Origin of the sequence: Mesorhizobium sp. Cs1299R1N1, assembly GCF_037179655.1 — a bacterium.
Lineage (GTDB): Bacteria > Pseudomonadota > Alphaproteobacteria > Rhizobiales > Rhizobiaceae > Mesorhizobium > Mesorhizobium salmacidum.
The window spans coordinates 21041-44139 of the sequence record NZ_JAPYKR010000015.1 but is presented as its reverse complement, the minus strand read 5'-3'; the positions used below and the strand labels follow the sequence as shown (position 1 = coordinate 44139).

Below are 23099 nucleotides of genomic sequence, written 5' to 3'. Positions count from 1 at the left end.
ACATGCAATTCGGCAGCGCGCAAAGGAGAGCCAGTCTTGGCCAGGGGCTTTAGCGAATTCAAATACATGACCTTCGATGTGGTCGGCACGCTGATCGACTTCGAAGGCGGCATAACGACCTGCCTGGCTGGCATTGCCGCCGAGGCCGGTGTTTCGATCGACGGCGAAGAGGCTCTCGCCCTCTATCGGCAGGCCCGTTACATGCCTGGGGTGGGGTCGTTCCCGGACGATCTCGTGCGCGTCTACATGATCATCGCGCCGCGGCTGGGCCTGCCGGCCGAAGAGAAATATGGTGTCCGCCTGCGGGATTCAGCCATCGTTTGGAAAGGCTTCCCCGACAGCGCGGCGGCATTGGCCGACCTTGCGAAGTCGCACAAGCTAATCGCCGTGACCAATGCCCGGCGCTGGGCGCTGGAGCATTTCGAGAAGCAGCTCGGATCGCCCTTCTTCGCCACCTTCACCGCCGACGATACAGGCACCGAGAAACCGGACCCGGCCTTCTTCCAGAAAGTTTTCGATTTCGTGGCGTCCCGCAGCGACAGCAAGGATGACATCCTGCATGTCGCGCAAAGCCAGCACCACGACATCGGCATATCCCGCGCGCTTGGCATGACCAATTGCTGGATCGAGCGCCGGCACGCCCAGAAGGGCTATGGCGGCACGATCGAGCCCGAACGCTTCACCAAGCCGGACTACCACTTCACCTCGATGGCCACCTTGGCGGCGGCCGTGCGGGAAAGCCTGAAGGAACGAACCTGAGCCAAGCCGGAAAGCTCGCAGCAAGACGGGCATCCGGACCGAGAAACCAACAGAAAGGGGAATGACATGACCGACAAGATCACCAACTGGACCAGCGCAGACGATGCCATGGTCGAAAGCGCCATTCGGCGGGGCGCGAACCGCCGCGAACTCCTCAAGATGCTGCTGGCCGGCGGCGCCGCTGTTGCCGCGGGCAGCGTGGTGCTCGGCCGAGCGACCCAAGCCGTCGCCGCCACGCCCGTTTCCGGCGGAAATTTGAAGGCGGCCGGCTGGTCGTCCTCGACCGCCGACACGCTCGACCCGGCAAAGGCGTCGCTCTCCACCGACTATGTCCGCTGCTGCTCGCTCTATAACCGCCTGACCTTCCTCGACAAGGATGGCAAGACGCAGATGGAGTTAGCCGAGAGTTTCGACAGCAAGGACGCCAAGACCTGGACCGTGAAGCTGCGCAAGGGCGTCACCTTCCACGACGGCAAGGACCTCACCGCCGAAGACGTCATCTTCTCGCTGAAGCGCCATCTCGACAAAGCGGTCGGCTCCAAGGTCGCCAAGATCGCCGCGCAGATGACCGGCTTCAAGGCGGTCGACAAATCGACCGTCGAAATCACCCTCGCCGATCCGAATGCCGACCTTCCGACCATTCTGGCATTGCATCACTTCATGATCGTCGCGGACGGCACCACCGACTTTTCCAAGGGCAACGGCACGGGCGCCTTCGTCCTCCAGACGTTCGAACCGGGCGTGCGATCGGTCGTCACCAAGAACAAAAACTACTGGAAGTCGGGCAAGCCCTATTTGGACTCGTTCGAATTCATTGCCATCAGCGACGACAGTGCCCGCGTCAATGCGCTCTTGTCAGGGGACATCAATTTCGCGGCCTCGATCAATCCGCGCGCCATGAAGCTCATCGGGGGCCAGCCGGGCTTTGAACTCTCGAAGACGACTTCGGGCAACTACACGGATCTCAACATCCGCCTCGACACGGATCCGGGCAGCAAGGCCGACTTCGTGGCCGGCATGAAGTATCTCGTCAACCGCGAGCAGATCGTCAAATCGGCATTGCGCGGTCTCGGCGAGGTCGGCAACGACCAGCCGGTTTCGCCAGCGAATATCTTCCACAATACCGACCTCAAGCCGAAAGCTTTCGACCCGGACAAGGCGAAGTTCCACTTCCAGAAGGCGGGCCTGCTTGGCCAGTCCATCCCCGTGATCGCCTCCGACGCCGCGACCTCGTCGATCGACATGGCTGTCATCATCCAGGCCGCCGGCGCGGATATCGGCATGAAGCTCGACGTCCAGCGGGTCCCCTCCGACGGCTACTGGGACAATTACTGGCTGAAAGCGCCGATTCACTTCGGCAACATCAATCCGCGTCCGACGCCGGACATCCTGTTCTCGCTCCTCTACGCCTCGAACGCGCCCTGGAACGAAAGCCAGTACAAGTCCGAGAAGTTCGACAAGTTGCTTGTTGAGGCGCGTGGCTCGCTCGACCAGGCCAAGCGCAAGGAAATCTACAACCAGATGCAGGTCATGGTCTCCGAGGAGGCCGGCACCATCATCCCGGCCTACATTTCCAACGTCGATGCCCTTTCCAGCAAGGTGAAGGGTTTGGAAGCGAACCCGCTTGGTGGCATGATGGGCTACGCAATGGCGGAACACCTTTGGCTCGAAGCCTGAGAGGGTCCTGCCAGGGACCGGACAGCCGGTCCCTGGCACCTATTGCGCAACACGGCTTGGCCGAACGCAACCGCAGGAGCGCTTCCATGACGTCTGGGGTTCTCAACCTCGTGCTGAAGCGGCTGGCGGTCGCGGTCGTCACCCTTCTGATCGTCCTGTTCGCCGTGTTTTTCGCCACCAGCATGCTGCCTGGCGACACTGCGTCTATCTTGCTCGGCCAGGCGGCGACCCCCGAAGCGGTCGCCGGCCTGCGCGAGGCCATGCATCTCAACGATCCGGCGATCCTGCGCTTCTTGCGCTGGCTGGTAGGCTTGCTCCACGGCGAACTCGGCACCTCCTATGCCAACGACATGCCGGTCGCGACGCTGATCGGCGGCCGACTTGTCAACACAATGGAGCTCGCCGGCATCACCACGCTGCTCTCGGTGCCGCTGGCGCTGACGCTCGGCATCACCGCTGCGATGCTGCGGGGTTCCATCTACGACCGCACCGTCACCATTCTTTCGATCGGCATCATCTCCGTGCCGGAGTTCATGGTCGCCACGCTGGCTGTGCTGCTCTTTGCCGTCTATCTCAAATGGCTGCCGGCGCTGTCTTCGGTCAACGAGGCGCATTCGCTGACCGACCTCGTGCGGATTTACGCCATGCCCGTGATTACGCTCACTTTCGTCATCTCCGCCCAGATGATCCGCATGACTCGCGCCGCGGTGATCGAAACGCTCTCCACGCCCTATGTCGAGATGGCGCTTCTCAAGGGCGCTTCGCGTAGCCGCATGGTGCTGAAGCACGCGCTTCCCAATGCGCTCGGGCCGATCGTCAACGCGGTCGCGCTGTCGCTGTCCTATCTAGTCGGCGGCGTCATCATCGTCGAGACGATCTTCAACTATCCCGGCATCGCCAAGCTGATGGTGGACGCGGTCGCGACCCGCGATCTGCCGCTGATCCAGAGCTGCGCGATGATCTTCTGCCTCGGCTATCTCCTGCTCATCACCGCCGCCGACATCATCGCCATCATGTCCAATCCGAGGCTCAGATGATGGTGTCACGCGTGGCAGCCTCCCGCCGGTCGTTCCTCGGCCACAGCTACAATCTCGTGGGCGTCGTCGCCGCGCTGGTCATCCTGGCGTGGACGCTGATCGCCATCTTCGCGCCCATCATCATCCCCCATTCGATTGGCGACATCGTCGACGACGACTATTTCGGCCCGATGCGCCAGGGGCTGTGGCTCGGCTCGGACTATCTGGGGCGCGATATGCTCTCGCGGGTTCTGATGGGTGCACGCTATACCGTCGGCATATCGCTCGCCGCCGTCGTCATCGCCTGCTTTTCCGGTGTCGTGCTCGGCATGATCGCGGCCGTCACCGGCGGCTGGCTCGACACCTGCCTCAGCCGCTTCCTGGACGCCATGAACTCGATCCCCAGCAAGCTGTTCGGCCTTGTGGTCGTTGCAGCGGTCGGCTCATCGATCCCAGTGCTGATCCTGACGCTCGCCGTCATCTACACCCCGGGCGCATACCGCTTCGCGCGGGCGCTCGCCGTCAACATCAACACCATGGACTTCATGACCGTCGCCCGTGTCCGTGGCGAAAGCACCATCTATCTCATCGGGTCCGAGATCCTGCCCAACATCATCCGCCCGGTGCTGGCCGATTTCGGCCTGCGCTTCGTCTTCATCGTGCTGTTGCTCTCCGGCCTGTCCTTCCTAGGGCTTGGGCTGCAGCCGCCGCTCGCCGACTGGGGCGCGCTGGTGCGCGAGAATATCGGCGGCCTGCCTTTCGCGGCTCCCGCCGTCATCGTGCCCTCGCTGGCGATCGCCAGCCTCACCATCAGCGTCAACCTGCTGATCGACAATTTGCCGAAGAAGATCAGGGACAGGGACGCATGACCAATCTCGTCGAGGTCAGGAACCTGAGGATCGAGGCGACGACCGACGCCGGGCGGATTGTCGAAATCATCAAGGGCGTCAGCCTCGATATAGCCGACGGCGAGATCGTCGCCCTCATCGGTGAGAGCGGCTCCGGCAAGACGACAGTGGCGCTCTCGCTCATGGGGCACGCACGGCCAGGCTGCCGGATCACCGGCGGCGAGATCAACGTCAACGGCAAGAACATGGCGGCACTTTCCGAAAAGGAGCGTGCCAAACTACGCGGCACCGATATCGCCTATGTTCCGCAAAGTGCCGCCGCGTCCTTCAACCCCTCGTCCACGATCATGGAGCAGGTGATCGAGGTTACGCGGATCCACAAGCTGATGCCTCCCGAACAAGCTCGAAAGCGTGCGGTCAAGTTGTTCAAGGCCTTGTCGCTGCCGGATCCCGATGGGATCGGCGCCCGCTATCCACATCAGGTTTCAGGCGGACAATTGCAGCGGCTGTCGGCGGCCATGGCGCTCATCGGTGATCCCAAGCTGGTCATCTTCGACGAGCCGACGACGGCACTCGACGTGACGACACAAATCGACGTGCTGAAGGCGTTCAAGTCGGTCATGCGGGCGGGCGGCATGGCGGGTGTCTACGTTTCGCACGACCTCGCGGTCGTCGCCCAGATCGCCGACCACATCGTTGTGCTCAAGGGGGGCGAAGTGCAGGAGACCGGCACCACGGCTCAAATTCTTTCGGCTGCCCAGCACCCCTACACGCGCGAACTGTTGGCCGCGTTCGAACCGAAGCGCCGGCAAGCGCATGCGGACGCGGATGCGGTAACCAAACAGCTGCTGCGCATCGACAATTTGACGGCCGGCTACGGCGCGGTTCGGGATGACGGGCTGCCCCTCATCCGCGCTGTCGATTCCGTCAGCCTGGTCGTGGAGAAGGGGCGCAATCTCGGCATCATCGGCGAATCCGGCTGCGGAAAATCGACGCTGGCGCGGGTGATCGCCGGCATCCATCCGGCGGCCGCCGGAGAGATCGTCTTCGATGGCAGGAAACTGCAGCGCGCGGCGGGGAAGCGCAGCCAGGACCAGCTGCGCGAGATGCAGATCGTGTTCCAGTATGCCGATACGGCGCTCAATCCGGCCAAGCCGGTGGAAGACATCATCGCCCGGCCGCTGGCGTTCTATCACGGGCTCGACAGGCGGACGCGGTCGAAGCGCGTCGACGAACTGCTCGACATGGTGCGCCTGCCCAAGACGCTGCGCTACCGCCATCCATCCGAACTCTCCGGCGGCCAGAAGCAGCGGGTGAACTTCGCGCGCGCGCTGGCGGCCGACCCCAAGCTGATCATCTGCGATGAAATCACCTCGGCACTCGACACGGTGGTGGCGGCCGCGGTGATCGAGCTTCTCAAGGAGCTGCAGCGCGAGCTGGGGCTCTCGTACATCTTCATCAGCCATGACCTGTCGGTCGTCGAGGCCATCTGCGACGAGATCATGGTCATGTACAATGGCGAGCGGGTGGAGCAGATCACGCCTGACAAGGTCAAGGCAGCCACCCACCGTTATTCCAAGCTTCTGTTCTCCTCAGTACCGAAGCTCGATCCCACCTGGCTCGATGGCCTTGTCCGTGATCCCGACCTCGTCAGCCAATACGGCCACCGCTGACCACTTCGGGAACAGGCTGAGCAGCGGCATCGAGGCCAGCCAGCATGCCGGCTTTCACCCGCTCTACAATTGCGAGCAGAGCCGGTAGGCTTCATAGATCGACGAGTAGATATCCCGGCTGGCAACTGCGTCTCCAATGCGGTGCAAGACGAACGATCCAGCAGCGTGGGGACCACCCTTTGTCTTTGTTCCCGTCATGAGTGCGATGTCGGTGACGCCGTTGTTGGCGGAGCGCGCACGCAATTCCTGGTAGGTATCTTCCATGGGCGCCGTGCCGCGCTCGACAATGAGTTGGGCTGCCGTCATTTCCGTTTCCGCACCGGTGAGCTCATGCCGGAATCTGGCGGCGATTCCGTTGTCTTGGCCCGCCGCCTTGACCAGTCGCATGTCGCAGACAACCCGGATGCCGAGTTCCGAGGCAAGTTTGCGGAAACTTACCCTGTCCGGATAGGGTGTCTCGATCGCCACGGTGTCGTCTGCGATGGCCAGGCTGACCACGCGCCCCAGGCGGGCAAGATGCAGGGCGCAGGAAATAGCGGCCTGGCGTCCAGTCTCGTCGTAGATGAGAACATCGTCCTTCGCCGGCACGACGCCGGTCAAGACATCCCAGACACTGTCGCAATGTTCGGCGCCCTCCAGCCATTCCATGTCCGGAACGCCGCCGGTGGCAACGATCACCGCGTCCGGCTTCTCGGCCAGGACGACCCCCGCGTCCGCATAGGTGTTGAGACGGACGTCCACGCCGAGGCGGGCGAGTTCATCGACGCGCCAATCGACTATGCCTATGAGATTCTTGCGGTCGACGGCGGAGGCCGCAACGAGCACCTGCCCGCCGAGCCGGGCCCCGGCTTCAAGCAGGCAGACTTTGTGCCCACGCTCGGCAGCGACCCTTGCCGCTTCCATCCCACCCGGACCCCCGCCGACCACGACTACACGTTTCTGCGTTTCGGTCCCGGCGATGGTATGGCTGATGATCGTTTCATGGCCGCTGGCCGGATTGTGAACGCACTGCACCTTCTTATAGAGGCAGTAGGAAGCGCCGACGCACGGGCGAATGCGGTCTTCTTCTCCCCGCATCAGCTTGTTGACGATATGCGGATCGGCAATATGCGCCCGCGTCATGCCAATCAGGTCGACAAGGTTCTCGCGGATGGCATGCCTGGCCGTGGCTACATCCCTGATGGCGGCGGCATGGATGACAGGCAATCGGGTCTCTCGCTTGAACTGCCCAACCAGCGGCAGAAACGGCGCGCTCCGGGTGAACATGCCAGGCATGTTCTGCTCGGCCAGGGACAGCTCGGTGTCCATGCGGCCAAAGATGCAATTGAAGAAATCGATATGGCCTTCCCGCTCGAATAACCGGGCGAAAGCGAGGCATTCCTCGAAATCCGATCCGTCATCGACCGCCTCGTCGATGACGAATCGAATGCCGACCGCGAAATCGTCGCCAACCGCCTGGCGAATCGCCTCATGAACCATCAGGCCGAAGCGCGCGCGATTTTCGAGCGAGCCGCCAAATCCATCCATGCGTCTGTTGGTTCTGCGCGACAGGAATTGGCCGATGAGATGGCCGCCGGTGACGGTCTCGATGCCGTCCAGCCCACCGTCACGGCAACGCTTGGCGGCGCTTGCGTAATCCCTGACGATCCTGTCGATGTCGGCTGGGTCCATCTCCTTCGGAAAATTCCGGTTTCGCGTCTCGCGAACGCGTGACGGCGCCACCGGCGGGAGCCAGTTCCCGGCATAGGCGGTGGCGCGCCTGCCAAGATGTGAGACCTGGCACATGACGGCCGCGCCATGGCGATGGATTCGCTGCGACAGAGACTGAAGATGGGGGACGATGCGATCGCTCGAAAGGTCCAGCTGGCCGCCGCCCCAGCTCGAGTCGGGCGAGGTCATCGCCGAGCCGCCCGCCATGGTCATCGCCAGGCCGCCGCGCGCTTTCTCCTCATGGTAGAGCTGGTAGCGCTCGAGCGGCAGGCCGCCCTCGTCCAGCATCGAGGCATGGCTGGTGCTGACGACGCGGTTGCGCAGCGTCAGACCCTTGAGCCGGAACGGCTGAAGCAGAGGATCGCCGGATGTGCTGTCTGCTTGAGATGCCGCTACGTTCACGTCCTGCTCCGTGCCATTCCTGAGAGTTATAGTCTGCCCTTTACGGGACTTCAGAAAGCTTGAAAATTGTTGGGGTGGCTATACGCTGGACGTATGGCTGGTTTTGCAAAACTCGTTCCTTCCGCGCGCGGACTTCTCGTTTTCGAGGCTGCTGTCCGGCTGGGCAGCTTCACGGCCGCCGCGCGGGAGTTCAACGTCACTCAACCATCCGTTAGCCGCAGCATCGCCCAGCTCGAAGCCGATTTTGGCGCCGCTCTGTTCACCCGGGAGCCAACGGGATTGGCCGCGACCCCGGAAGGGCGCGCCCTTTATTCGGCTGTACGGGAGGGATTTGAAGGCATCGCGCAGGTGATCCGGGAGATCAGGCAGAACCGCGCTGCAAAGCCGCTGGTTACGCTTTCCCTTTCGAGTTCTCTGGCAACACACTGGTTTGTTCCCAGATTAGGAGTGTTCAACAACAGATTTCCTGATGTGGACCTGAGGTTCGAATTGATCGCCGGCGTTCTACGAGGGCCTGCCGAGAATGTAGACCTTGCCACGAGAATCCTGACCGATGACGATACACAGTATCACCGCTGGGCGTTTTCGCCGGAAATCATCGTTCCCGTATGCAGTCCATCCTATCTGTCGGCCCACGGTCGGTTGATACATGCCGGAACCGGGGACGGTCACGTCCTGCTTCATCTTACAGACGCCAAGGAGCAGTGGCTGGACGCCTGGGGCGGTGTAGCGGATCGCAAGACCAGCAGGGCGAAGTGGCTCGAGTTCTCGGACTACGCGGTCGTCCTTCAGGCAGCGATGAACGGGGAAGGCGTGGCGCTCGGCTGGCTCAGCAATGTTTCAAGGGCGCTGCTTCAGGGAACGCTTGTTCCGGCCTCGGACAGGCAGATCAAGACCGGCCGGATTCATCAGCTGATTGCACCGCGCTCAAAGCCGGTAAGGCCTGTCGTCTCTGATATCAGCGCCTGGATGATCGCCGAGATGCAAGCCGAATTGAAAGCATTGCACGCGATACTGCGGCTGGACATTTTGTAGCGGGCTGCGGGGCGACAGCCGTAGCGGGCGGCGCGGCTAACGCCGACTACCTCGGAAACAGGCTGGGCAGCGGCATGTGCGCCTTGACGATGGGAGACTTCAGCACGACGAAGCTGAAATACTTGTCGATGCCGATATCCATGTCGGTGAGCCGCTCCATGATCGACTGATACTCGCCGATGCCGGAGGTCACAAATTTCATCAGGTAGTCGTAGCCACCCGACACAAGGTGACATTCAATGACCTGCTCGATCTTGTCCACGACGGCGAGAAAACGAGCGAAGTCCACCTGGCGGTGGTTCTTCAAGGTGATTTCGGTGAAGACGGTCAATGTCTGGCCGAGCTTGCCAATATTGACGTGCGCGGAATAGCCCTCGATGTAGCCCTCCGATTGCAGCCTCTTGACCCGCATCAGGCATGGGCTCGGCGATAGATGCACCACTTCCGCCAATTCCACATTAGTGATGCGGCCGTTCTTCTGCAGTTCGTGAAGAATCTTGATATCGATCCGGTCGAGTTTCACGGGTTGTCTCCGAGGAAGAGTGCCGCAGCACAAAATGCTGCCTTGCTGGTGACCGTCGAGACTACCACAGCCCGCTGGGCTGTCCATCGGAGCGGATGCCACTTGAAACGCAGGGACTCTCGATTTCAATATGACTGCCGGAATAAAATTCTGCTCCGGCCACAACTGCAGCAGCGGCTGCCTGCACAACACGCTAGATTGGAGCTTCAAGGCAGAGGGAATCATGCGCGCGCCGCTGCAGCAAATCGAAACGTCTGGCGAAGTACCGCAATCCGCTGATGTGGTGGTGATCGGCGCAGGCATCGTAGGTGTCTTCGCGGCCTACTATCTCGCCCGGCGCGGCCTGAAGGTCGCGCTTGTCGAAAAGGGACGCATTGGCGCCGAGCAGTCCAGCAGAAACTGGGGATGGTGCCGCCAGCAGAACCGCGACGCCCGCGAGCTGCCGATGGCAACCCGAAGCCTCTACCTGTGGGACAGCTTTGCGGCGGAGACCGGCGAAGACATCGGCTTTCGCCGTTGCGGGCTGCTTTATCTCAGCAATGACGAGGCGGAACTTGCCGGCTGGGCGCGTTGGCGTGATTTCGCCAGAACCGCCGGTGTTACCACGCACATGCTCGACAGCCCCGAGGCCACCGCGCGGGGCCGCGCCACCGGCCGGAGCTGGAGGGGCGGCGTCTTCTCGCCGACCGACGGCACTGCCGATCCGTCGCGAGCGGCGCCCGCGGTCGCCCGCGCCATCCTCAAGCTCGGAAGCACCGTCCACCAGAATTGCGCGGCGCGCGGTATCGAAACCGAGGCCGGGCGACTGAGCGGCGTGATCACGGAATGTGGAACGATCCGGACCAAGGCCGCGGTCATGTCCGGTGGCGCATGGGCCTCCTCATTTTGCCACCAGTTCGGTTTCCGCTTCCCGCAGGCGTCGGTGCGCTCGTCCATCCTGTCCGTCTCGCCCGGTGCGAAGGGCCTGCCGGATGCGCTGCACACCGCGAAGATTTCGGCCACGCGCCGTGGCGACGGCGGCTATACGCTCGCCATAAGCGGACGCGGACGCGTGGACGTGACCCCGCAGCAGCTGCGTTTCTCGTCGCAGTTCTTTCCCATGTTCCTGAAGCGCTGGCGCAGCATCGGGCCTGGCGGGCTGCAAGGCATGCGTTCGGGCCACGAAACGCTGCAACGCTGGCGGCTCGACCGGCCGACGCCGATGGAGCGGATGCGCATCCTCGACCCGGTTCCGGATCAGGGCACCATCCGGCTGACCCACGCCCGGGCGCTCGAGCTGCTGCCTGCACTTCGCCAGACCAGGATCAGCGCGGCCTGGGCCGGCTACATCGACAGCACGCCGGACGGCGTGCCCGCCATCGGCGAGATCCATACCGTTCCGGGTTTCTTCGTCGCCGCCGGGTTTTCGGGGCACGGCTTCGGCATCGGACCAGGCGCCGGGTACCTCGTTGCCGATCTGGTGACCGGGTCGGAACCGATCGTCGATCCGACATCCTATGACCCGCGCCGCTTCGACGCTTCGGTATGGGGCAAGGTCGCCGACTTCTAGGTCCGACGAAACCGTATCAGTCTTCCCGGAGGAAGGCGCCGATGGGTGCTGGCCGGACAGGGGCTTGCGCGCGAAACCTGCCGACGGCTTCGGGCATACAGCCGGTTTGCGCGGCGACGAGTTCAACGGCAGCCAACTGGCAATAGCGCCCCTGGCAGCGCCCCATGCCGGCGCGTGAAAGTGACTTCACCCTGTTGGCCTCGCCGCTTCCGAAATCCGTCCCCTCGCGCACGGCTGCGGCAGTGACGTTCTCGCAACGGCAGACGATCGCCTCATCGGGCAGCGCCCGTACCATGGCCGCCGGCCAGGGAAAGGCGCGAGCCAGACCGCGGGCAAAGCGCTCGAGGCGCACGAGCTTGCGCAGATCGGCACTGACCGAGGGCGCCTGATATCCGATGTCGGCAAGGCACGCCGCCGCTGCAAGGCGCCCCGCAATCTCGGCGCCATCGGCACCGAGCAGGCGAACCCCATCGCCCGCAAGGTAGACGCCGTTGCCGGCCCGACCCATTTCGTCGGTCTTTGGCAGCCACTGCCGCCACTGCTCGTCATAGGTGAAGGCGCACCCCGCCAGATCGGCCAGATGGGTTTCGGCCCGCAGGTGCCAGCCCATGCCGATCATGTCGCAGGAAGTGAGCTGCTGCCGTCCGCTGGCATCGCGCCAGCGCAAGGCTGCGACGCCCTGCTGGTCGGCCTCGATCCGCTCCAGTGTCACACCCGCATGATAGCGGCGGCCGAGCCGCGCCCGCAGGGCCAGGCCGCGCAACGCAACGACCGGCCGGGCGGCAAGGCCTGAGAATCCCTGCACTTGTTGATGCCAGGGAGACGTATCAAGCACCGCGGCCACATCCGATCCAGCCTCGACGAGCTGGGTGCTGACCAGCGTCAGCAAAGGCCCCGATCCCGCCAGGACGATCCGCCGCCCAAGGGCCATACCTTGCGCCTTGAGCGCGATTTGCGCCGCGCCAAGACTGTAGACGCCGGCATTCTGCCAACCGGAGATTGGAGCGACGCGATCGGACGCGCCGGTGGCAAGGATCAGACGCTCATAGCCGACCACCTGCACGCCGCCCTCCCCCAGCACATGCAACTGGCCTCCATGCGCGGCAATGACAGAGCTGCCCGCGCAATGGGTGAGTTGCCCATTTTTGGCCAGCCGGTCGAAGAGCGCATGCAGCGCGCGCGCCTTCGCCGCTTCCGACCCGTAGAGCTGCTTTGGCGTGCGGACGAACCCGGCAGGCGGACGGCGATAAATCTGCCCGCCCGCGCGATGCCCTTCGTCGATCACCATCGGATGGAGCCCGGCCCTGACCAGCGTGGCGGCGGCCCTGATGCCGGCGGGACCGGCACCCACGATCACAATCCGTGGCGGTGAGGCCTCGTTCACGGCCAGCTCTCCGGCGGCGTCGTACGCAACCGGAGACCCTCAGCAACGAGGGTTGTGCACGCGCGCAGACGCGGCTTCTCCTCCTCCTGCCATATCCAGCAATCCTGGCACGCTCCCATCAGGCAGAACCCTGCGCGCGGCTCGGGACCGAACTCGGATTTTCGCAAGGCGTGTTCAGAAGCCAGCACGGCGGTCAGCACGGTGTCGCCGGCCAGCGCGTGACGCATCTCACCGTCGAGAAAGAAGTGCACCTGTACCCGATCGCGTTCGGCCAGCCGGACGATACGGCCGGCCGTGCTCATTCCGCTGCCTCTTGCAGCGGACGAGGACGCGGCAATTCGGGGAAGCGTTCGCAGACCGCATCGAAGGCTGCCTGAACGCCCTCCGGCCCGGAGCGTCCTTTCATACGGCGGAAGATCTCCGTCTTGGCGAAGAAGCGCCAATGGATCGGCAAAGCATCCAGAACCACATGAAGCTGGTCATAGGCCGCCGGCGTCCACTGCGCTTCGTAATCATCGCGCTCCGGACCGAAATGGAAATGACCGACCGATGGTTCCTTGCGTGAGCGCAGCAGCTCCGTCGCGTGTTCATCGATCTCGCCGCTGCGGATGACGACGCCATAGTCACGCTCGGCGGCTGTCGGCGAGACATAGCCGCGCCGCACGTCCTGCGCGACCCGCCAGGGCTCGCGCTGAAACGGATCACCGCGTCCGCCGCCGCCGGCGGAACGGATCTCGAGCATGTCGCCAGGCTGCAGGACCGCCGTGTCGATATTGCCCAGCCTGCGCTTGTGCTCGCCCCCCGGATTGACGACCATGTCGGACAGGCCAGCCGCCTTGCCGCCCAGCACGCCCCAGGGTCGGAAGAAGCTGCGGTCGCGGTTGCGGGCCGTGATCCTGGAGTCCGGAGCAAAGACGCGGAAAGCCATTTCGGTCGCCAGCCCGCCGCGCCAGCGGCCCGCCCCGCCGCTGTCCCTGGCGAGCCCGTATTTAACGAACTCGACCGGGGTCTCGGTCTCGGTGATCTCTATCGGCGTGTTCTTGAGATAGGCGGCATCGGCACCCGATCCGTTGGTGCCATCGCGATGCGGCATGGCGCCGCCGCCGCCCACCACGGGGTTCACCGCCGCGATGACGCTCCGGCTGGTACGCTCATCCGTCGTCATGACGTTGATGATGCAATTGTTGCCGGCCGGAGCCGCAGGCAGGCGCTCCGGCACTGCCTGCGAAAAGGCGCCGAAGATGACCGAGCGCAGCCGGGCGCAGGTGAGCGAGCGCATGCCGACGGCGGCGGGGTGGACCGGGTTCAGCACCGAACCTTCAGGGGTGATGCAGGTGAAAGGCCTGGTGAGGCCGGTGTTGAGCAGGATTTTCGGGTTGAGCGTGTAGAGAACGTAATAGACACCCACCAGCAGCATGGTGTGGCGCGGGTCGCCGCCCGAGGGCACGTTGAGCGAGGAGCCGAGTTGCGGATCGGAGCCGGTGAAGTCGAGCACCGCCTCCCCGCCTTTGATCGTCAGCGTCAGCTTCAGCCGGCAGGGATTGGCCTCGACCGAATCCTCGTCGGCATAATCCGCGAATTCCCATGTGCCGTCAGGCATGGAGCGCAGCACGTCGCGCGCCTGCGCCTCCGCGTGGTCAAGAAGGGCGGCAACGCCTTCGATAAAGCCGGCCGTGCCGAACTTCCGCACCATTGCCTGGATCTTGCGCTCGCCGGTGTTGAGCGCGCCGACCAGCGCCTTGATGTCGCCGATGTTGAGATCTGGCTTGCGCACATTGGTGCTCATGATCCGCAGGATCATCTCGTCGAAGACGCCCTCGTTCACGAGCTTCATGGGAGGAAAGCGAATGCCTTCCTGATGGATTTCGGTCAGCGCCCGGCTGAGCGAAGCCGGCACCGCCCCACCCATGTCGGTGTTGTGGATGTGGCCTCCGGTCCAGGCGACGATCTCGCCATCGACAAAGACCGGCTTCCACAGATGGGTGTCGGGTGCATGGGTGGCGACATAGCCTGAATAGGGATCGTTGGTGAAGGCAACGTCGCCAGGCCGGTAGTCGTCCACCATTGCGATCGCACGGCTATACGAAAGCCCGGGATACCAGGTGGCGCCGAGTTCCATGGGGACGGCGAAGGTCGCGCCCGAGCGGTCCATCAGCATCACCGTGAAGTCCTGCGTTTCCTTGACGAAGGCGGAATGCGCGGTGCGGTGTAGCGTGTGGGCCATGTTCTCGGCCGCCGCGCGGGCATGGTTCGCCAGAACCTGAAGGTTTGTCCGGTCAAACAAAGGCGTCACTCCGCGAAAGTCAGAAGAAGATTGAGGTGGCGATCGACCCGCGCCTGCACTCCGGCGGGAATGGCAAGGGTGGTGTCTTCCTGAACGACCACGGCAGGCCCTTGGAAGCTACTGCCAGGCACAAGAGTCTGCCGGTCGTGGAGGTCGACGGTCTCGACGCCCAGGCCTGTATAGACCGGAAGCTGGCGCGCCGGACTGGCGGAGACGTCGATCTCGTCGATCTCTGGAAAGGAGAGCGCCGGACCCGCGCCGACGGCGGACAGCCTCATGTTCACAAGCTCGATCTCGCCGTCCGGGTCGTGGAAATCGTAGAGCCGCTCATGGGTGCGGTGAAAGGCCTGCTCGATCGCCTCTGCGTCACTCTCCTCGAGCCATTCCGGCGAAAGGACGACCTCGATCTCATAGCTCTGACCGAGATAGCGCATATCGCAGGAGAAATTGAGCTCAGCGGCCGCGTCATGCCCCTGCGCCGCGAGCCAGTCGAGGCCCTCGCTTGCGAGCGCCTCGAAAGCCGCGCGGATAATTGGGAGCGACGCCGACAGCGGCGAGAAAATGGTGCGAATGAAATCTCCGCGCAGATCCGCCACCAGTCCGCCCAATGCCGACACCACGCCGGGGCGTCGTGGCGCCATGACGCGCTTCATGCCGAGTTCGCGGGCGAGAAAGGCGCCAAGCATGGGGCCGCCGCCGCCAAAGGGCATCAGCGTGAAATCGCGCAGGTCGACGCCGGCGCGCGATGCAAGTTTCTCGACCTCGACGAACATCTCCGACACCGCGATGTCGAGGATCGCTTGCGCGGTCTGCTCGACCGGACGGCCGAGTCGCCTCGCAAGCTCACCGACCGCGCGATGCGCCAGCCCGGTATCGATGCTGAGTTGTCCATAGGCCATCTCGCTGTGGCCGAGCCATCCGCACACCACCATGGCATCCGTCACGGTCGCCCGCTCGCCGCCGCGGCCGTAGCATGCCGGTCCAGGCGTCGAACCGGCCGACTCGGGCCCGACCCGCAACACCCCTTGAGCGTCGACGCTGGCGATCGAGCCGCCGCCGACGCCTATCGAACTCACCGACACGGAAGGGATATGGAGCGGAAACTCGCCGATCAGTTCGCCGGTGCCGAACTGTGGCCTACCGTCGATGATGAGTGCGAAGTCGGCCGAGGTGCCGCCGATGTCGAGGGTAAGTATCCTGTCCTCGCCGGCCTGACGCGCCAGCCACGCGGCGCCGATGACCCCTGAAGCCGTACCCGAAAGCAGCATGTTGACACAGGCCTGCTTGCCTTCGGCAGCGTTCATCAGCCCACCGTTCGACTTCGTCAGCATCGGACGGGCCGGCACGCCGCGGCTCTTCAACCGCTCTTCCAGCGCCGTCAGGTAGCCCGAGACACGCGGATGGACATAGCCGTTGAGGATGGCGGTGGAGCTGCGCTCGTATTCGCGAATGACCGGCCAGACCTCGGCCGAGGTGAAGACGAAGAGGTCGGGTGCGAGGCGCGCGATAGCAGACTTAACCGAGGCCTCCTGCGCGGCGTTGCGCCAGGAATGAAGGAAGGCCACGACGATACCTTGCGCCCCGTTCGCCTTCGCCGCCGCGACCGCGCTTTCAACGGTTGCCACATCAGGTGCCTTGGTCTCGCTGCCATCGGCGCGCATGCGGGCCGGAATGCCGAACACCATGTCGCGCGAGATCAGCGGGTCCGGCCGAGAGCAGAACAGCGAATACATGTCCGGCATGCGAAGCCGTGCGAGCTCGATCACGTCCTCGAAGCCGGCATTGGTGAACAGCGCGAGCGGCGCGCCCTTGCGCTGGATGATCGTGTTGATGCCGACCGTCGTGCCGTGCACGAAGCGCGTCATATGGGTGGGATCAAGGCCCTCGCGCTCGGCCAGAAGGGCGAGACCGGTCATCAGCTCGGCGCCCGGATCTTCCGGTGTCGTCAGCACCTTCAGCGAGGCGACGCGTCCGGAGTTTACTTCAAGCGCACAGAAATCGATGAAAGTCCCGCCGATATCGACGCCGACCTTCCAGTCGGCTCTGTTGTGCGCCTCATCCGCCGTGATGACTCCATCCATGATGCGTCCCTTCCTGTCTGCCAACCAAAGCTGGCACGAGCGGATGGTGCGGGTCCAAGACGTATGACGGGCAAGGATATAAGTCCTGCTTATGCCTTGGCGCGATGTTCATCCAGGACGATGGAACAGGCCGCGCGGATTTCATCGCGCATCATCTCATCGGCCCGCGAAAGGGCTCGCGTGCGCGAGGTGAGAAGCGCGATCGGGAATTCCGGCCCGGCCGCGAGTGGCCTGACCGCGAGCCCAGCAAAATGATGCCACGGCAGCAGCGCATCGACCAAGCCGATGCCCAGGCCGGCTTGGACGAAGCCGACCGCGGAGATGGAGACGTCGATCTCCAGCGACGGCGAAAGCGCCACGCCTTGCGCCTGGGCCGCATGGGCCAGTTCATCGGCAGGGCGGGTGTTGCCGCGATAGGATATCAACTCTTCCCCGACGAGGTCGGCGAGCGTCAGCTCGGTTTTCGTTTGCAGCGCGTGCTTGGCGGGCAGCAGACATACGAAGCCGAGTCTGCCGACCACCTCCGCCTCGATGTCCGGAGGCAGCCGGTCGTCCATCGCCACGCCGAGGCTGGCATCGCCCGCACGCAGCATGTCGACGATTGCCGAGATGGGCGCGCTATGGGCACGCAGCATTATGTTGGGATGCTGCGCCCGGAATCTGGTGAACGCACGCGGCAATATCGCCATTGCCGGCGGCGGCGACGCCGCGACCCGCACCAACCCTGCCCGACCCAGGCGCAGGTCGGTTGTCTTGCGGCGCAAGCCCTCAAGCCCCGCCGACAACCTCTCGGCATCGGGGAAGATCTCTAACGCCTCCGGGGTTGGTCGCAGCCGGCCCTTGACCCGCTCGAACAGGGTGAAACCGAGTTCGTCCTCGGCGTGGAGCAGGATCTGGCTGAGCGCAGGCTGAGAGATGTTCAGCATCCGCGCCGCGGCGGTCACGGTACCCGCGCGCATCACGGCGATGAACACTTCGAGCTGCCGGGCCCGCATGGCTACTCCATAGGTAAAACTTATGGCTTCTGTCCAAACCCATCTTTGACGCAATAGCGCGGCGCGGACAAGATCGGCTGGGATTGATTGCTAGAGGGCGCCATGGATGTAGTCGTGCTGGGCGGCGGACTGATGGGGACGGCTTCGGCCTATTTCCTCGCCCGGCGCGGCGCACGCGTGACGCTGATCGAGCGGAACCGGATCGGAACCGGGGCAACGGTCGCCTCCTTCGGCAACATCCGGCGCACAGGGCGTCATCTGTCCCAGCTTCCATTGGCCCACCGCTCGCTCAGGCTCTGGGGCGAGGCCGAGAAAATGCTTGGCCGCGACGTCGAATTCCGCGCAACCGGTCATATCCGGCTGATCTTCGATGAAGCCAGTCTCGCCGACATGCGAACTTACGCCCAGACGGCGCGGCCCTGGGGACTTGAGTTGGAGGAACTCAGCCCGCGCGAAATACACACCCGCTTTCCCGGCCTCGGTCCCGATGTGATCGCGGCGTCGTTCTCGCCGCATGATGGCAGCGGCAATCCGCGGCTGATTGCACCCGCCTTTGCCGAGGCAGCCCGCCAGCTGGGCACCGAAATCGTCGAGGAAGCGGAGGTCGAGACTGTCAGGCACACCGGCTCCAGCTTTCTTGTTACCAGTTCAAAAGGTACATTCGCCGCCGAGTGCCTGCTCAACGCCGCCGGCGCCTGGGGCGCGGGCGTCGCCGCACAGTTCGGCGAAGCGGTTCCGCTCGATGCTTGCGGTCCGCAGATGGGCGTGACCGAGCCGCTTCCGCACCGGATCCTGCCGGTGGTCGGCATCTGGACGCGCAACAAGAATCATGGCGCCTATCTGCGCCAAGTCGAGCGGGGCAACATCGTCTTCGGCGGAGCGGTCGACAGGATGCCGGTGGACCTGGTTCCCGGCCACGCGACCGCCGACCCCACGTGCCTGCCGGCGCAGTTGCGCGCCGTCGCGCGACTGCTGCCGGCGATCGCACAGGCTACGGTCATCCGCACCTGGTCCGGTTGCGAGGGCTATGTCAGGGATATGCTGCCAGTCATGGGATGCTCGGCGACGACGCCGGGCCTATTCCACGCCTTCGGCTTCAGCGGACACGGCTTCCAGCTCGGCCCAGGCGTCGGCGACGCAATGGCCGAACTCATCATGACCGATCGATGCGAAACGCCGCTCGATGATTTTAGAATCAACCGCTTCAACCGCGCTGCCTGATTGTTACAGAGCAGAATCGGGATCGCACAGGAACCGTTCTGAGGCGTCGAGCGAAAGCGGACCCGCCTTTGCGCACGCCATTCTACGCCAGAGCACCCTCGCCCTTTGAAACGGCTTTACATTAACCGCGACCTGGGCCCAGATCTTACCTGCAAGTTCAGAGGGAAAGAAATGTCCAGCGGAGCGGGAGCAGGAAACGGAACGGAGCGGCAAGCGAAAGTCGTCACCGAAACTACGCGATTGCCGCCGTTTCCACCCCTCATTCCCACTCCATTGTTTACGATCATCCTTTGTTGTTGATTTTACATAAGATCTTGTGCGGCAATTCGCAATTTACCGTCAATTTTACCGTTAAAAAGGAGCGCTTTTGAAATCGCTGCATAAATGTGCTGCGGTGCGCTGAATGCATCTGTGCGGCTCGATTGTCTCCAAGACCGTACGTCATCGCACTCGGGGCGATCCCTTTTGTGGATGTGCCATCCCGCAAAAGGAGCCGATAAGGCCTGTTGCCGCGGGTATGAGCTCGGCTGGTTTGAGGCCGTATCCGGACGGTCGGCTTTTGAGCAGCGCTAGGCGGTAAGCTGCCGTTCGAGTTGACGGTCATCGGCCAAAGCTTGCCTCGTCAGCTATCGACCCCTTTCTCGGCCGTTCCATAGTCGCTAACGGCGCCCCACAAGCCGCCGGCGCGCGATGCTACATCGGAATCACGTCCACATTAGATAATTGACAGCTGATCGGTTGGGTCGACAAAAGTTGTCTCAGTGAACGTCATCCCCTTGATGCCGCCTATGTCGCGGACCACCTGCGTAATGTGGTGGGTCGTGTTGATCTCGCGCCACGTCGAGCCATTACCTGGTCCGTCCCACCCCTTAGCGGTCTTGAAAATATAGTCGTCGGCCGAGCTGAAGCCCCGCCCGGCGAACTTGCCGCTCCTGAGGATGCGCTCGCAGACGCCGCGCATGACGGCCTCGGCTTGGCCCGCAGCCGAGCCGCGGACGACAAGCCAGCTGTCGGAGGTAGTGTACCGGTAGTGCCGGATCGGGATCCCACCGGAGTTCTTTCTGAACTCGAACTTCGCGCAGTCGGCTCCGTAGTCGCCAAACATCAAATGCTCGGGCGAGGTCCCGTCTAGCTTGATCGCCTCCTTCCAGGCCAGCCACTCGTTGCGGGGAATGATTGCGTTGCCATCCGCCTCTGCCGGATTCGACTCAGGATAGTTCGTCCCTTGGAAGATCACATGGCGCCAGCGGCCAATGCCTTGTAGATCTTCAAGGGCGGCTTGCGCGATGTTGGCCACCGCGAGGGCGTCGGAGAAGTCAGCGTCCGAGAAGTCCGCTAGGATGGCACACTTCTCCGGAGTCACGCCAAGCCGGGACATGGCCGAGGCCAAGCGACCGGCGAGCTCGCTGTCGATCTCGCCGGATTCGACCCGTATCGCGACCCTCGTTGCACCGTCGGTCGCCAGGGCCAGCCGAAAGGCCGCCATCCGAGGCCCGATGGCGTCTTCCAGACTCAGGATGGGGATCGGCTGGGCATGGGCCTTACGCGCCACGTCGAACATCCTGGGCAGCCACTCGGCGCACTCCGCCTCTCCGAACTCCGGGAACAGGAAGCGCACGTCGAGGAAGGCGTCACGCATCTTCCAGTGATCGGCGATGCGGCGCCCGGTCTCGTGGACGATTTCGTCCTTGGTAAGGAGACGGTGCTTCTCCGGGTCGCGCTCCTTGGGAGGAGGAACAACGAGACGCGGGACGATCTTATCTGCCACGTCGGGGGCGAGGCGCTGCAAGCCGCGATACTCGCCCTGCTTGAGGCGAAGTGCCGGGACGTAGATGGGGCGAGTGCGAGCCATGGGTCTAGCTTCCTTTCGAGGGCCCGATCAAATGCTTCCTGACCGCGCCTCTCCCGATCGAGTTCGAGAAGACCGCGTAGTTTCCCCTCTCTTTTTGTATCCTGCCAAAGACGATGGCAGGATTTATCCCCAGCTCCTTCGCGAACTTCTCGACTACTGCGGGGGACTTCGTGATTCGAGCCGGTGATCGCTTCCAGCGCTCTTCGGGGATAAGCACGTTGGAGGCGAACGAGTTCGCCTCCTCCTCGATCTCGTCGACGTCGGTTGTGTCCGTGTCGTCGAAGAAACCTGTGCGGAGGCCGGTTCGGTAGTGGAGGATGACGTGCCCGACCTCGTGTAGCAACGTGAACCAGAAGTTGTCCACCGTGTCTCGCCGCAGCGTCAAGCCGATGACCGGCACGCTTTCCAACAGGAATGCGGCACCATCCACCTTCATCCCGGGTATCTGAGGCTCGGCCACCAGTACGATCCCCTTGCTCAGCAGAAGGTCGCGCGCACGCGCCGGTCCATCTCCGTGCTGGCTGAGTCTAGCCAGTTCCATGAGCCAAGTTATGTCGAGCGGGCGATAGGCTACGGCGTGGGCGCTGATGATCTGCTCGGCGCGGCGGGTCACCCGCGCCTTCCAAGCCAGCACCAGGAGGTCCTCAGAGTGGTCTTGCACATTCATGCCAGTTCGCAGCAGAGAAGGGCTGCCGTACTTTAGGATGTGGTCCGACACGTAGCGCTGAAGATAGTTGAAGCTTTCCTCTTCGGCCACAATCTCTGGATCATCATCCCCGAACCAGCCGTTGGTGCGAGCGTGCTTCAGTACCTTCCTAACCTCGGCAGCAGAGACATCGCGTGCTATGTTCCAGCCGCCGCCAAACCAGTTGGATAGGCCCATCTTCCAATCGACGCCCAAGAACCTCGCTACGCGTCGAAAGTTGGCGAGGCTTATGGATCTGTATCTGTCGGCTTCGTATCTTTGAATTTGCTGCTCTTTTAGGCCCAGCTTTCTTGCCAACTCCTTTTGCGTCAGCCCACGCGCAATACGAGCGACTATTAGCGTGAGGCCGGGGTCGTTCTCGGCCCGACGCTCAAGGTCTTCAAAGTCCCCGGCCTTCGCCGCCTCATACGCCTTGACCAGAGCTTCGAGCTCTCCTCTTTCGGCTTTGATGGCGTTTCGGAAGCCGTCAACCACCTGAGGGGGCAGGCCGGCGACGATCGGTTCGAACGTCCGTGCCGATGATAATAACTCATCGAGCTCGGAAGTCATTTCTCGAGCGTTGCGTGCTTCCCGTTCATTAAGAATCACCGAAAATTCCGTCATGCCCTCAACTACACAACAAAATCGTTGTGTTCAAGATGGAGGGCAGCAGAGAGGTCATCGGCTTGTGAAGAACGGTGTTGAACCCTCATAGCAATCGCATGAGGGTCAATCGGACCCAGCATGAAGCCAAGGCCATTGAGCAAGGGCTTGTCGCGGTGAGCATGGCGCCGATGCGCCCCGTTTGGGATGGTGGCGCCGCAGTAGGACAGGGCGATGATGGAGCGCGCCGAACGGCTACAACTGGGTCGGAAACCGCCATCGAGATCGGCCCTCCGCTTAACGGCAGCTATAATCCTCGACGCTCAGAAGCGGAAAGTCTTGTATCAGCCTCAAACCAGCCGAGCTCGTCCCTTTTTTGGGATAGTGTAGAGACACACCTTGCATTGAAAATCTAGTCCTCTTCCTGTTCCGAGGTTCGCCAGACCAATGAGGACATGATGGAACATCACGGCGTATTCTCCTGATTGGTGGCTCGGGTGATCAGACTTCCGAACCCATGGCTCCAGCGACGATTTCCCCAGCCGCACGACTGACCGGGCCGGCGAGAAAAGGCCTGACGTGGACCAGCGCATCCACGCGTTCCTCGAGACACAAATCCACTATGGAAACGAAGGCTTGGCGGCTGGCATCACCCACGAGCTCCGCGAGCTCGAGATTTCGCAGCGCAAGCGAACGCAGCGGTGAATCCAGATGGATGTCGGCGGTGTGAACAAATCGAAACGCCATTCAGCCTCCAACCAAGGACAGACCTCGTCCCAGGTTCGTCAGATCTAGCGAGGGC

Annotated in this window: 17 protein-coding genes and 1 pseudogene; 8 read left to right on the top strand and 10 right to left on the bottom strand. The window is 63.1% G+C overall.

Going from position 1 to position 23099, the window contains the following annotated elements:
* Positions 1 to 66 precede the first annotated feature (66 nt).
* From O7A70_RS27545 to O7A70_RS27525, 5 genes are all read left to right on the top strand, one after another.
* On the top strand, positions 67 to 759 hold the full coding sequence (locus O7A70_RS27545; protein ID WP_442921221.1) for an HAD-IA family hydrolase: 693 nt from the start codon (positions 67 to 69) through the stop codon (positions 757 to 759).
* Positions 760 to 825: 66 nt separating this feature from the next.
* Entirely contained in the window at positions 826 to 2436 is a 1611-nt protein-coding gene (locus O7A70_RS27540; protein WP_337143167.1) for an ABC transporter substrate-binding protein, read from the top strand.
* An 86-nt stretch (positions 2437 to 2522) separates the two neighbouring features.
* Positions 2523 to 3473, top strand: a complete 951-nt coding sequence (locus tag O7A70_RS27535) for an ABC transporter permease (protein WP_337143166.1) — start codon at positions 2523 to 2525, stop codon at positions 3471 to 3473.
* Positions 3470 to 4321 carry an ABC transporter permease gene (locus O7A70_RS27530; RefSeq protein ID WP_337143165.1) on the top strand — a complete coding sequence of 284 codons (852 nt, stop codon included), beginning with the start codon at positions 3470 to 3472 and terminating at the stop codon, positions 4319 to 4321. The genes O7A70_RS27535 and O7A70_RS27530 overlap by 4 nt, the downstream gene beginning before the upstream one ends.
* A complete protein-coding gene (locus O7A70_RS27525; protein ID WP_337143164.1) occupies positions 4318 to 5973 on the top strand; it encodes an ABC transporter ATP-binding protein in 1656 nt (551 codons plus the stop codon). Before O7A70_RS27530 ends, O7A70_RS27525 begins: the two co-directional genes overlap by 4 nt.
* A gap of 63 nt (positions 5974 to 6036) precedes the next feature.
* Here O7A70_RS27525 and O7A70_RS27520 read toward each other — a convergent pair whose 3' ends face one another.
* Complete coding sequence (locus tag O7A70_RS27520; RefSeq protein ID WP_337143163.1) at positions 6037 to 8085, bottom strand: NADH:flavin oxidoreductase; 2049 nt, start codon at positions 8083 to 8085, stop codon at positions 6037 to 6039.
* A 93-nt stretch (positions 8086 to 8178) separates the two neighbouring features.
* On the opposite strand from O7A70_RS27520, the gene O7A70_RS27515 reads away from it, so the two are divergent.
* Positions 8179 to 9120 carry a LysR substrate-binding domain-containing protein gene (locus tag O7A70_RS27515; protein WP_337143162.1) on the top strand — a complete coding sequence of 314 codons (942 nt, stop codon included), beginning with the start codon at positions 8179 to 8181 and terminating at the stop codon, positions 9118 to 9120.
* 46 nt (positions 9121 to 9166) lie between these two features.
* On the opposite strand, the gene O7A70_RS27510 is transcribed toward O7A70_RS27515, so the two are convergent.
* On the bottom strand, positions 9167 to 9643 hold the full coding sequence (locus tag O7A70_RS27510) for an Lrp/AsnC family transcriptional regulator (protein WP_337143161.1): 477 nt from the start codon (positions 9641 to 9643) through the stop codon (positions 9167 to 9169).
* A gap of 223 nt (positions 9644 to 9866) precedes the next feature.
* Here O7A70_RS27510 and O7A70_RS27505 point away from each other — a divergent pair, with 223 nt between their 5' ends.
* Positions 9867 to 11192: an NAD(P)/FAD-dependent oxidoreductase gene (locus O7A70_RS27505; protein WP_337143160.1), complete on the top strand. Its 1326-nt coding sequence runs from the start codon at positions 9867 to 9869 to the stop codon at positions 11190 to 11192.
* Between the two features lie 16 nt (positions 11193 to 11208).
* Here the strand turns inward: O7A70_RS27505 and O7A70_RS27500 are convergent, their stop codons facing one another.
* The 5 genes from O7A70_RS27500 to O7A70_RS27480 form a co-directional block, all read right to left on the bottom strand.
* Positions 11209 to 12576 carry an FAD/NAD(P)-dependent oxidoreductase gene (locus O7A70_RS27500; RefSeq protein ID WP_337143159.1) on the bottom strand — a complete coding sequence of 456 codons (1368 nt, stop codon included), beginning with the start codon at positions 12574 to 12576 and terminating at the stop codon, positions 11209 to 11211.
* On the bottom strand, positions 12573 to 12878 hold the full coding sequence (locus O7A70_RS27495) for a (2Fe-2S)-binding protein (protein ID WP_337143158.1): 306 nt from the start codon (positions 12876 to 12878) through the stop codon (positions 12573 to 12575). Before O7A70_RS27495 ends, O7A70_RS27500 begins: the two co-directional genes overlap by 4 nt.
* Positions 12875 to 14860, bottom strand: coding sequence for a hydantoinase B/oxoprolinase family protein (locus O7A70_RS27490; RefSeq protein WP_337143157.1), 1986 nt, complete (start codon positions 14858 to 14860; stop codon positions 12875 to 12877). The genes O7A70_RS27495 and O7A70_RS27490 overlap by 4 nt, the downstream gene beginning before the upstream one ends.
* A 5-nt stretch (positions 14861 to 14865) precedes the next feature.
* Positions 14866 to 16941: a hydantoinase/oxoprolinase family protein gene (locus O7A70_RS27485; RefSeq protein ID WP_337143156.1), complete on the bottom strand. Its 2076-nt coding sequence runs from the start codon at positions 16939 to 16941 to the stop codon at positions 14866 to 14868.
* Between the two features lie 89 nt (positions 16942 to 17030).
* Positions 17031 to 17936, bottom strand: coding sequence for a LysR family transcriptional regulator (locus O7A70_RS27480; protein ID WP_337143155.1), 906 nt, complete (start codon positions 17934 to 17936; stop codon positions 17031 to 17033).
* 102 nt (positions 17937 to 18038) lie between these two features.
* Here O7A70_RS27480 and O7A70_RS27475 point away from each other — a divergent pair, with 102 nt between their 5' ends.
* A complete protein-coding gene (locus O7A70_RS27475; protein ID WP_337143154.1) occupies positions 18039 to 19157 on the top strand; it encodes an NAD(P)/FAD-dependent oxidoreductase in 1119 nt (372 codons plus the stop codon).
* Positions 19158 to 19872: 715 nt separating this feature from the next.
* On the opposite strand, the gene O7A70_RS27470 is transcribed toward O7A70_RS27475, so the two are convergent.
* From O7A70_RS27470 to O7A70_RS27460, 3 genes and pseudogenes are all read right to left on the bottom strand, one after another.
* Positions 19873 to 21009 (bottom strand): beta family protein, encoded by a 1137-nt coding sequence (locus O7A70_RS27470; RefSeq protein WP_337143153.1) that lies wholly within the window; start codon positions 21007 to 21009, stop codon positions 19873 to 19875.
* A 4-nt stretch (positions 21010 to 21013) separates the two neighbouring features.
* A complete protein-coding gene (locus O7A70_RS27465) occupies positions 21014 to 22318 on the bottom strand; it encodes an XRE family transcriptional regulator (protein WP_337143152.1) in 1305 nt (434 codons plus the stop codon).
* Between the two features lie 561 nt (positions 22319 to 22879).
* Positions 22880 to 23044: pseudogene (locus O7A70_RS27460) on the bottom strand (DNA repair exonuclease); the annotation flags it as partial.
* Between the last annotated feature and the right edge of the window lie 55 nt (positions 23045 to 23099).

Coding starts and splice junctions, on each gene's coding strand:
- O7A70_RS27545 (WP_442921221.1), top strand. CDS start 67: ATGACCTTCGATGTGGTCGGCACGCTGATCGACTTCGAAGGCGGCATA.
- O7A70_RS27540 (WP_337143167.1), top strand. CDS start 826: ATGACCGACAAGATCACCAACTGGACCAGCGCAGACGATGCCATGGTC.
- O7A70_RS27535 (WP_337143166.1), top strand. CDS start 2,523: ATGACGTCTGGGGTTCTCAACCTCGTGCTGAAGCGGCTGGCGGTCGCG.
- O7A70_RS27530 (WP_337143165.1), top strand. CDS start 3,470: ATGATGGTGTCACGCGTGGCAGCCTCCCGCCGGTCGTTCCTCGGCCAC.
- O7A70_RS27525 (WP_337143164.1), top strand. CDS start 4,318: ATGACCAATCTCGTCGAGGTCAGGAACCTGAGGATCGAGGCGACGACC.
- O7A70_RS27515 (WP_337143162.1), top strand. CDS start 8,179: ATGGCTGGTTTTGCAAAACTCGTTCCTTCCGCGCGCGGACTTCTCGTT.
- O7A70_RS27505 (WP_337143160.1), top strand. CDS start 9,867: ATGCGCGCGCCGCTGCAGCAAATCGAAACGTCTGGCGAAGTACCGCAA.
- O7A70_RS27495 (WP_337143158.1), bottom strand. CDS start 12,878: ATGAGCACGGCCGGCCGTATCGTCCGGCTGGCCGAACGCGATCGGGTA.
- O7A70_RS27485 (WP_337143156.1), bottom strand. CDS start 16,941: ATGGATGGAGTCATCACGGCGGATGAGGCGCACAACAGAGCCGACTGG.
- O7A70_RS27480 (WP_337143155.1), bottom strand. CDS start 17,936: ATGCGGGCCCGGCAGCTCGAAGTGTTCATCGCCGTGATGCGCGCGGGT.
- O7A70_RS27475 (WP_337143154.1), top strand. CDS start 18,039: ATGGATGTAGTCGTGCTGGGCGGCGGACTGATGGGGACGGCTTCGGCC.
- O7A70_RS27470 (WP_337143153.1), bottom strand. CDS start 21,009: ATGGCTCGCACTCGCCCCATCTACGTCCCGGCACTTCGCCTCAAGCAG.
- O7A70_RS27465 (WP_337143152.1), bottom strand. CDS start 22,318: ATGACGGAATTTTCGGTGATTCTTAATGAACGGGAAGCACGCAACGCT.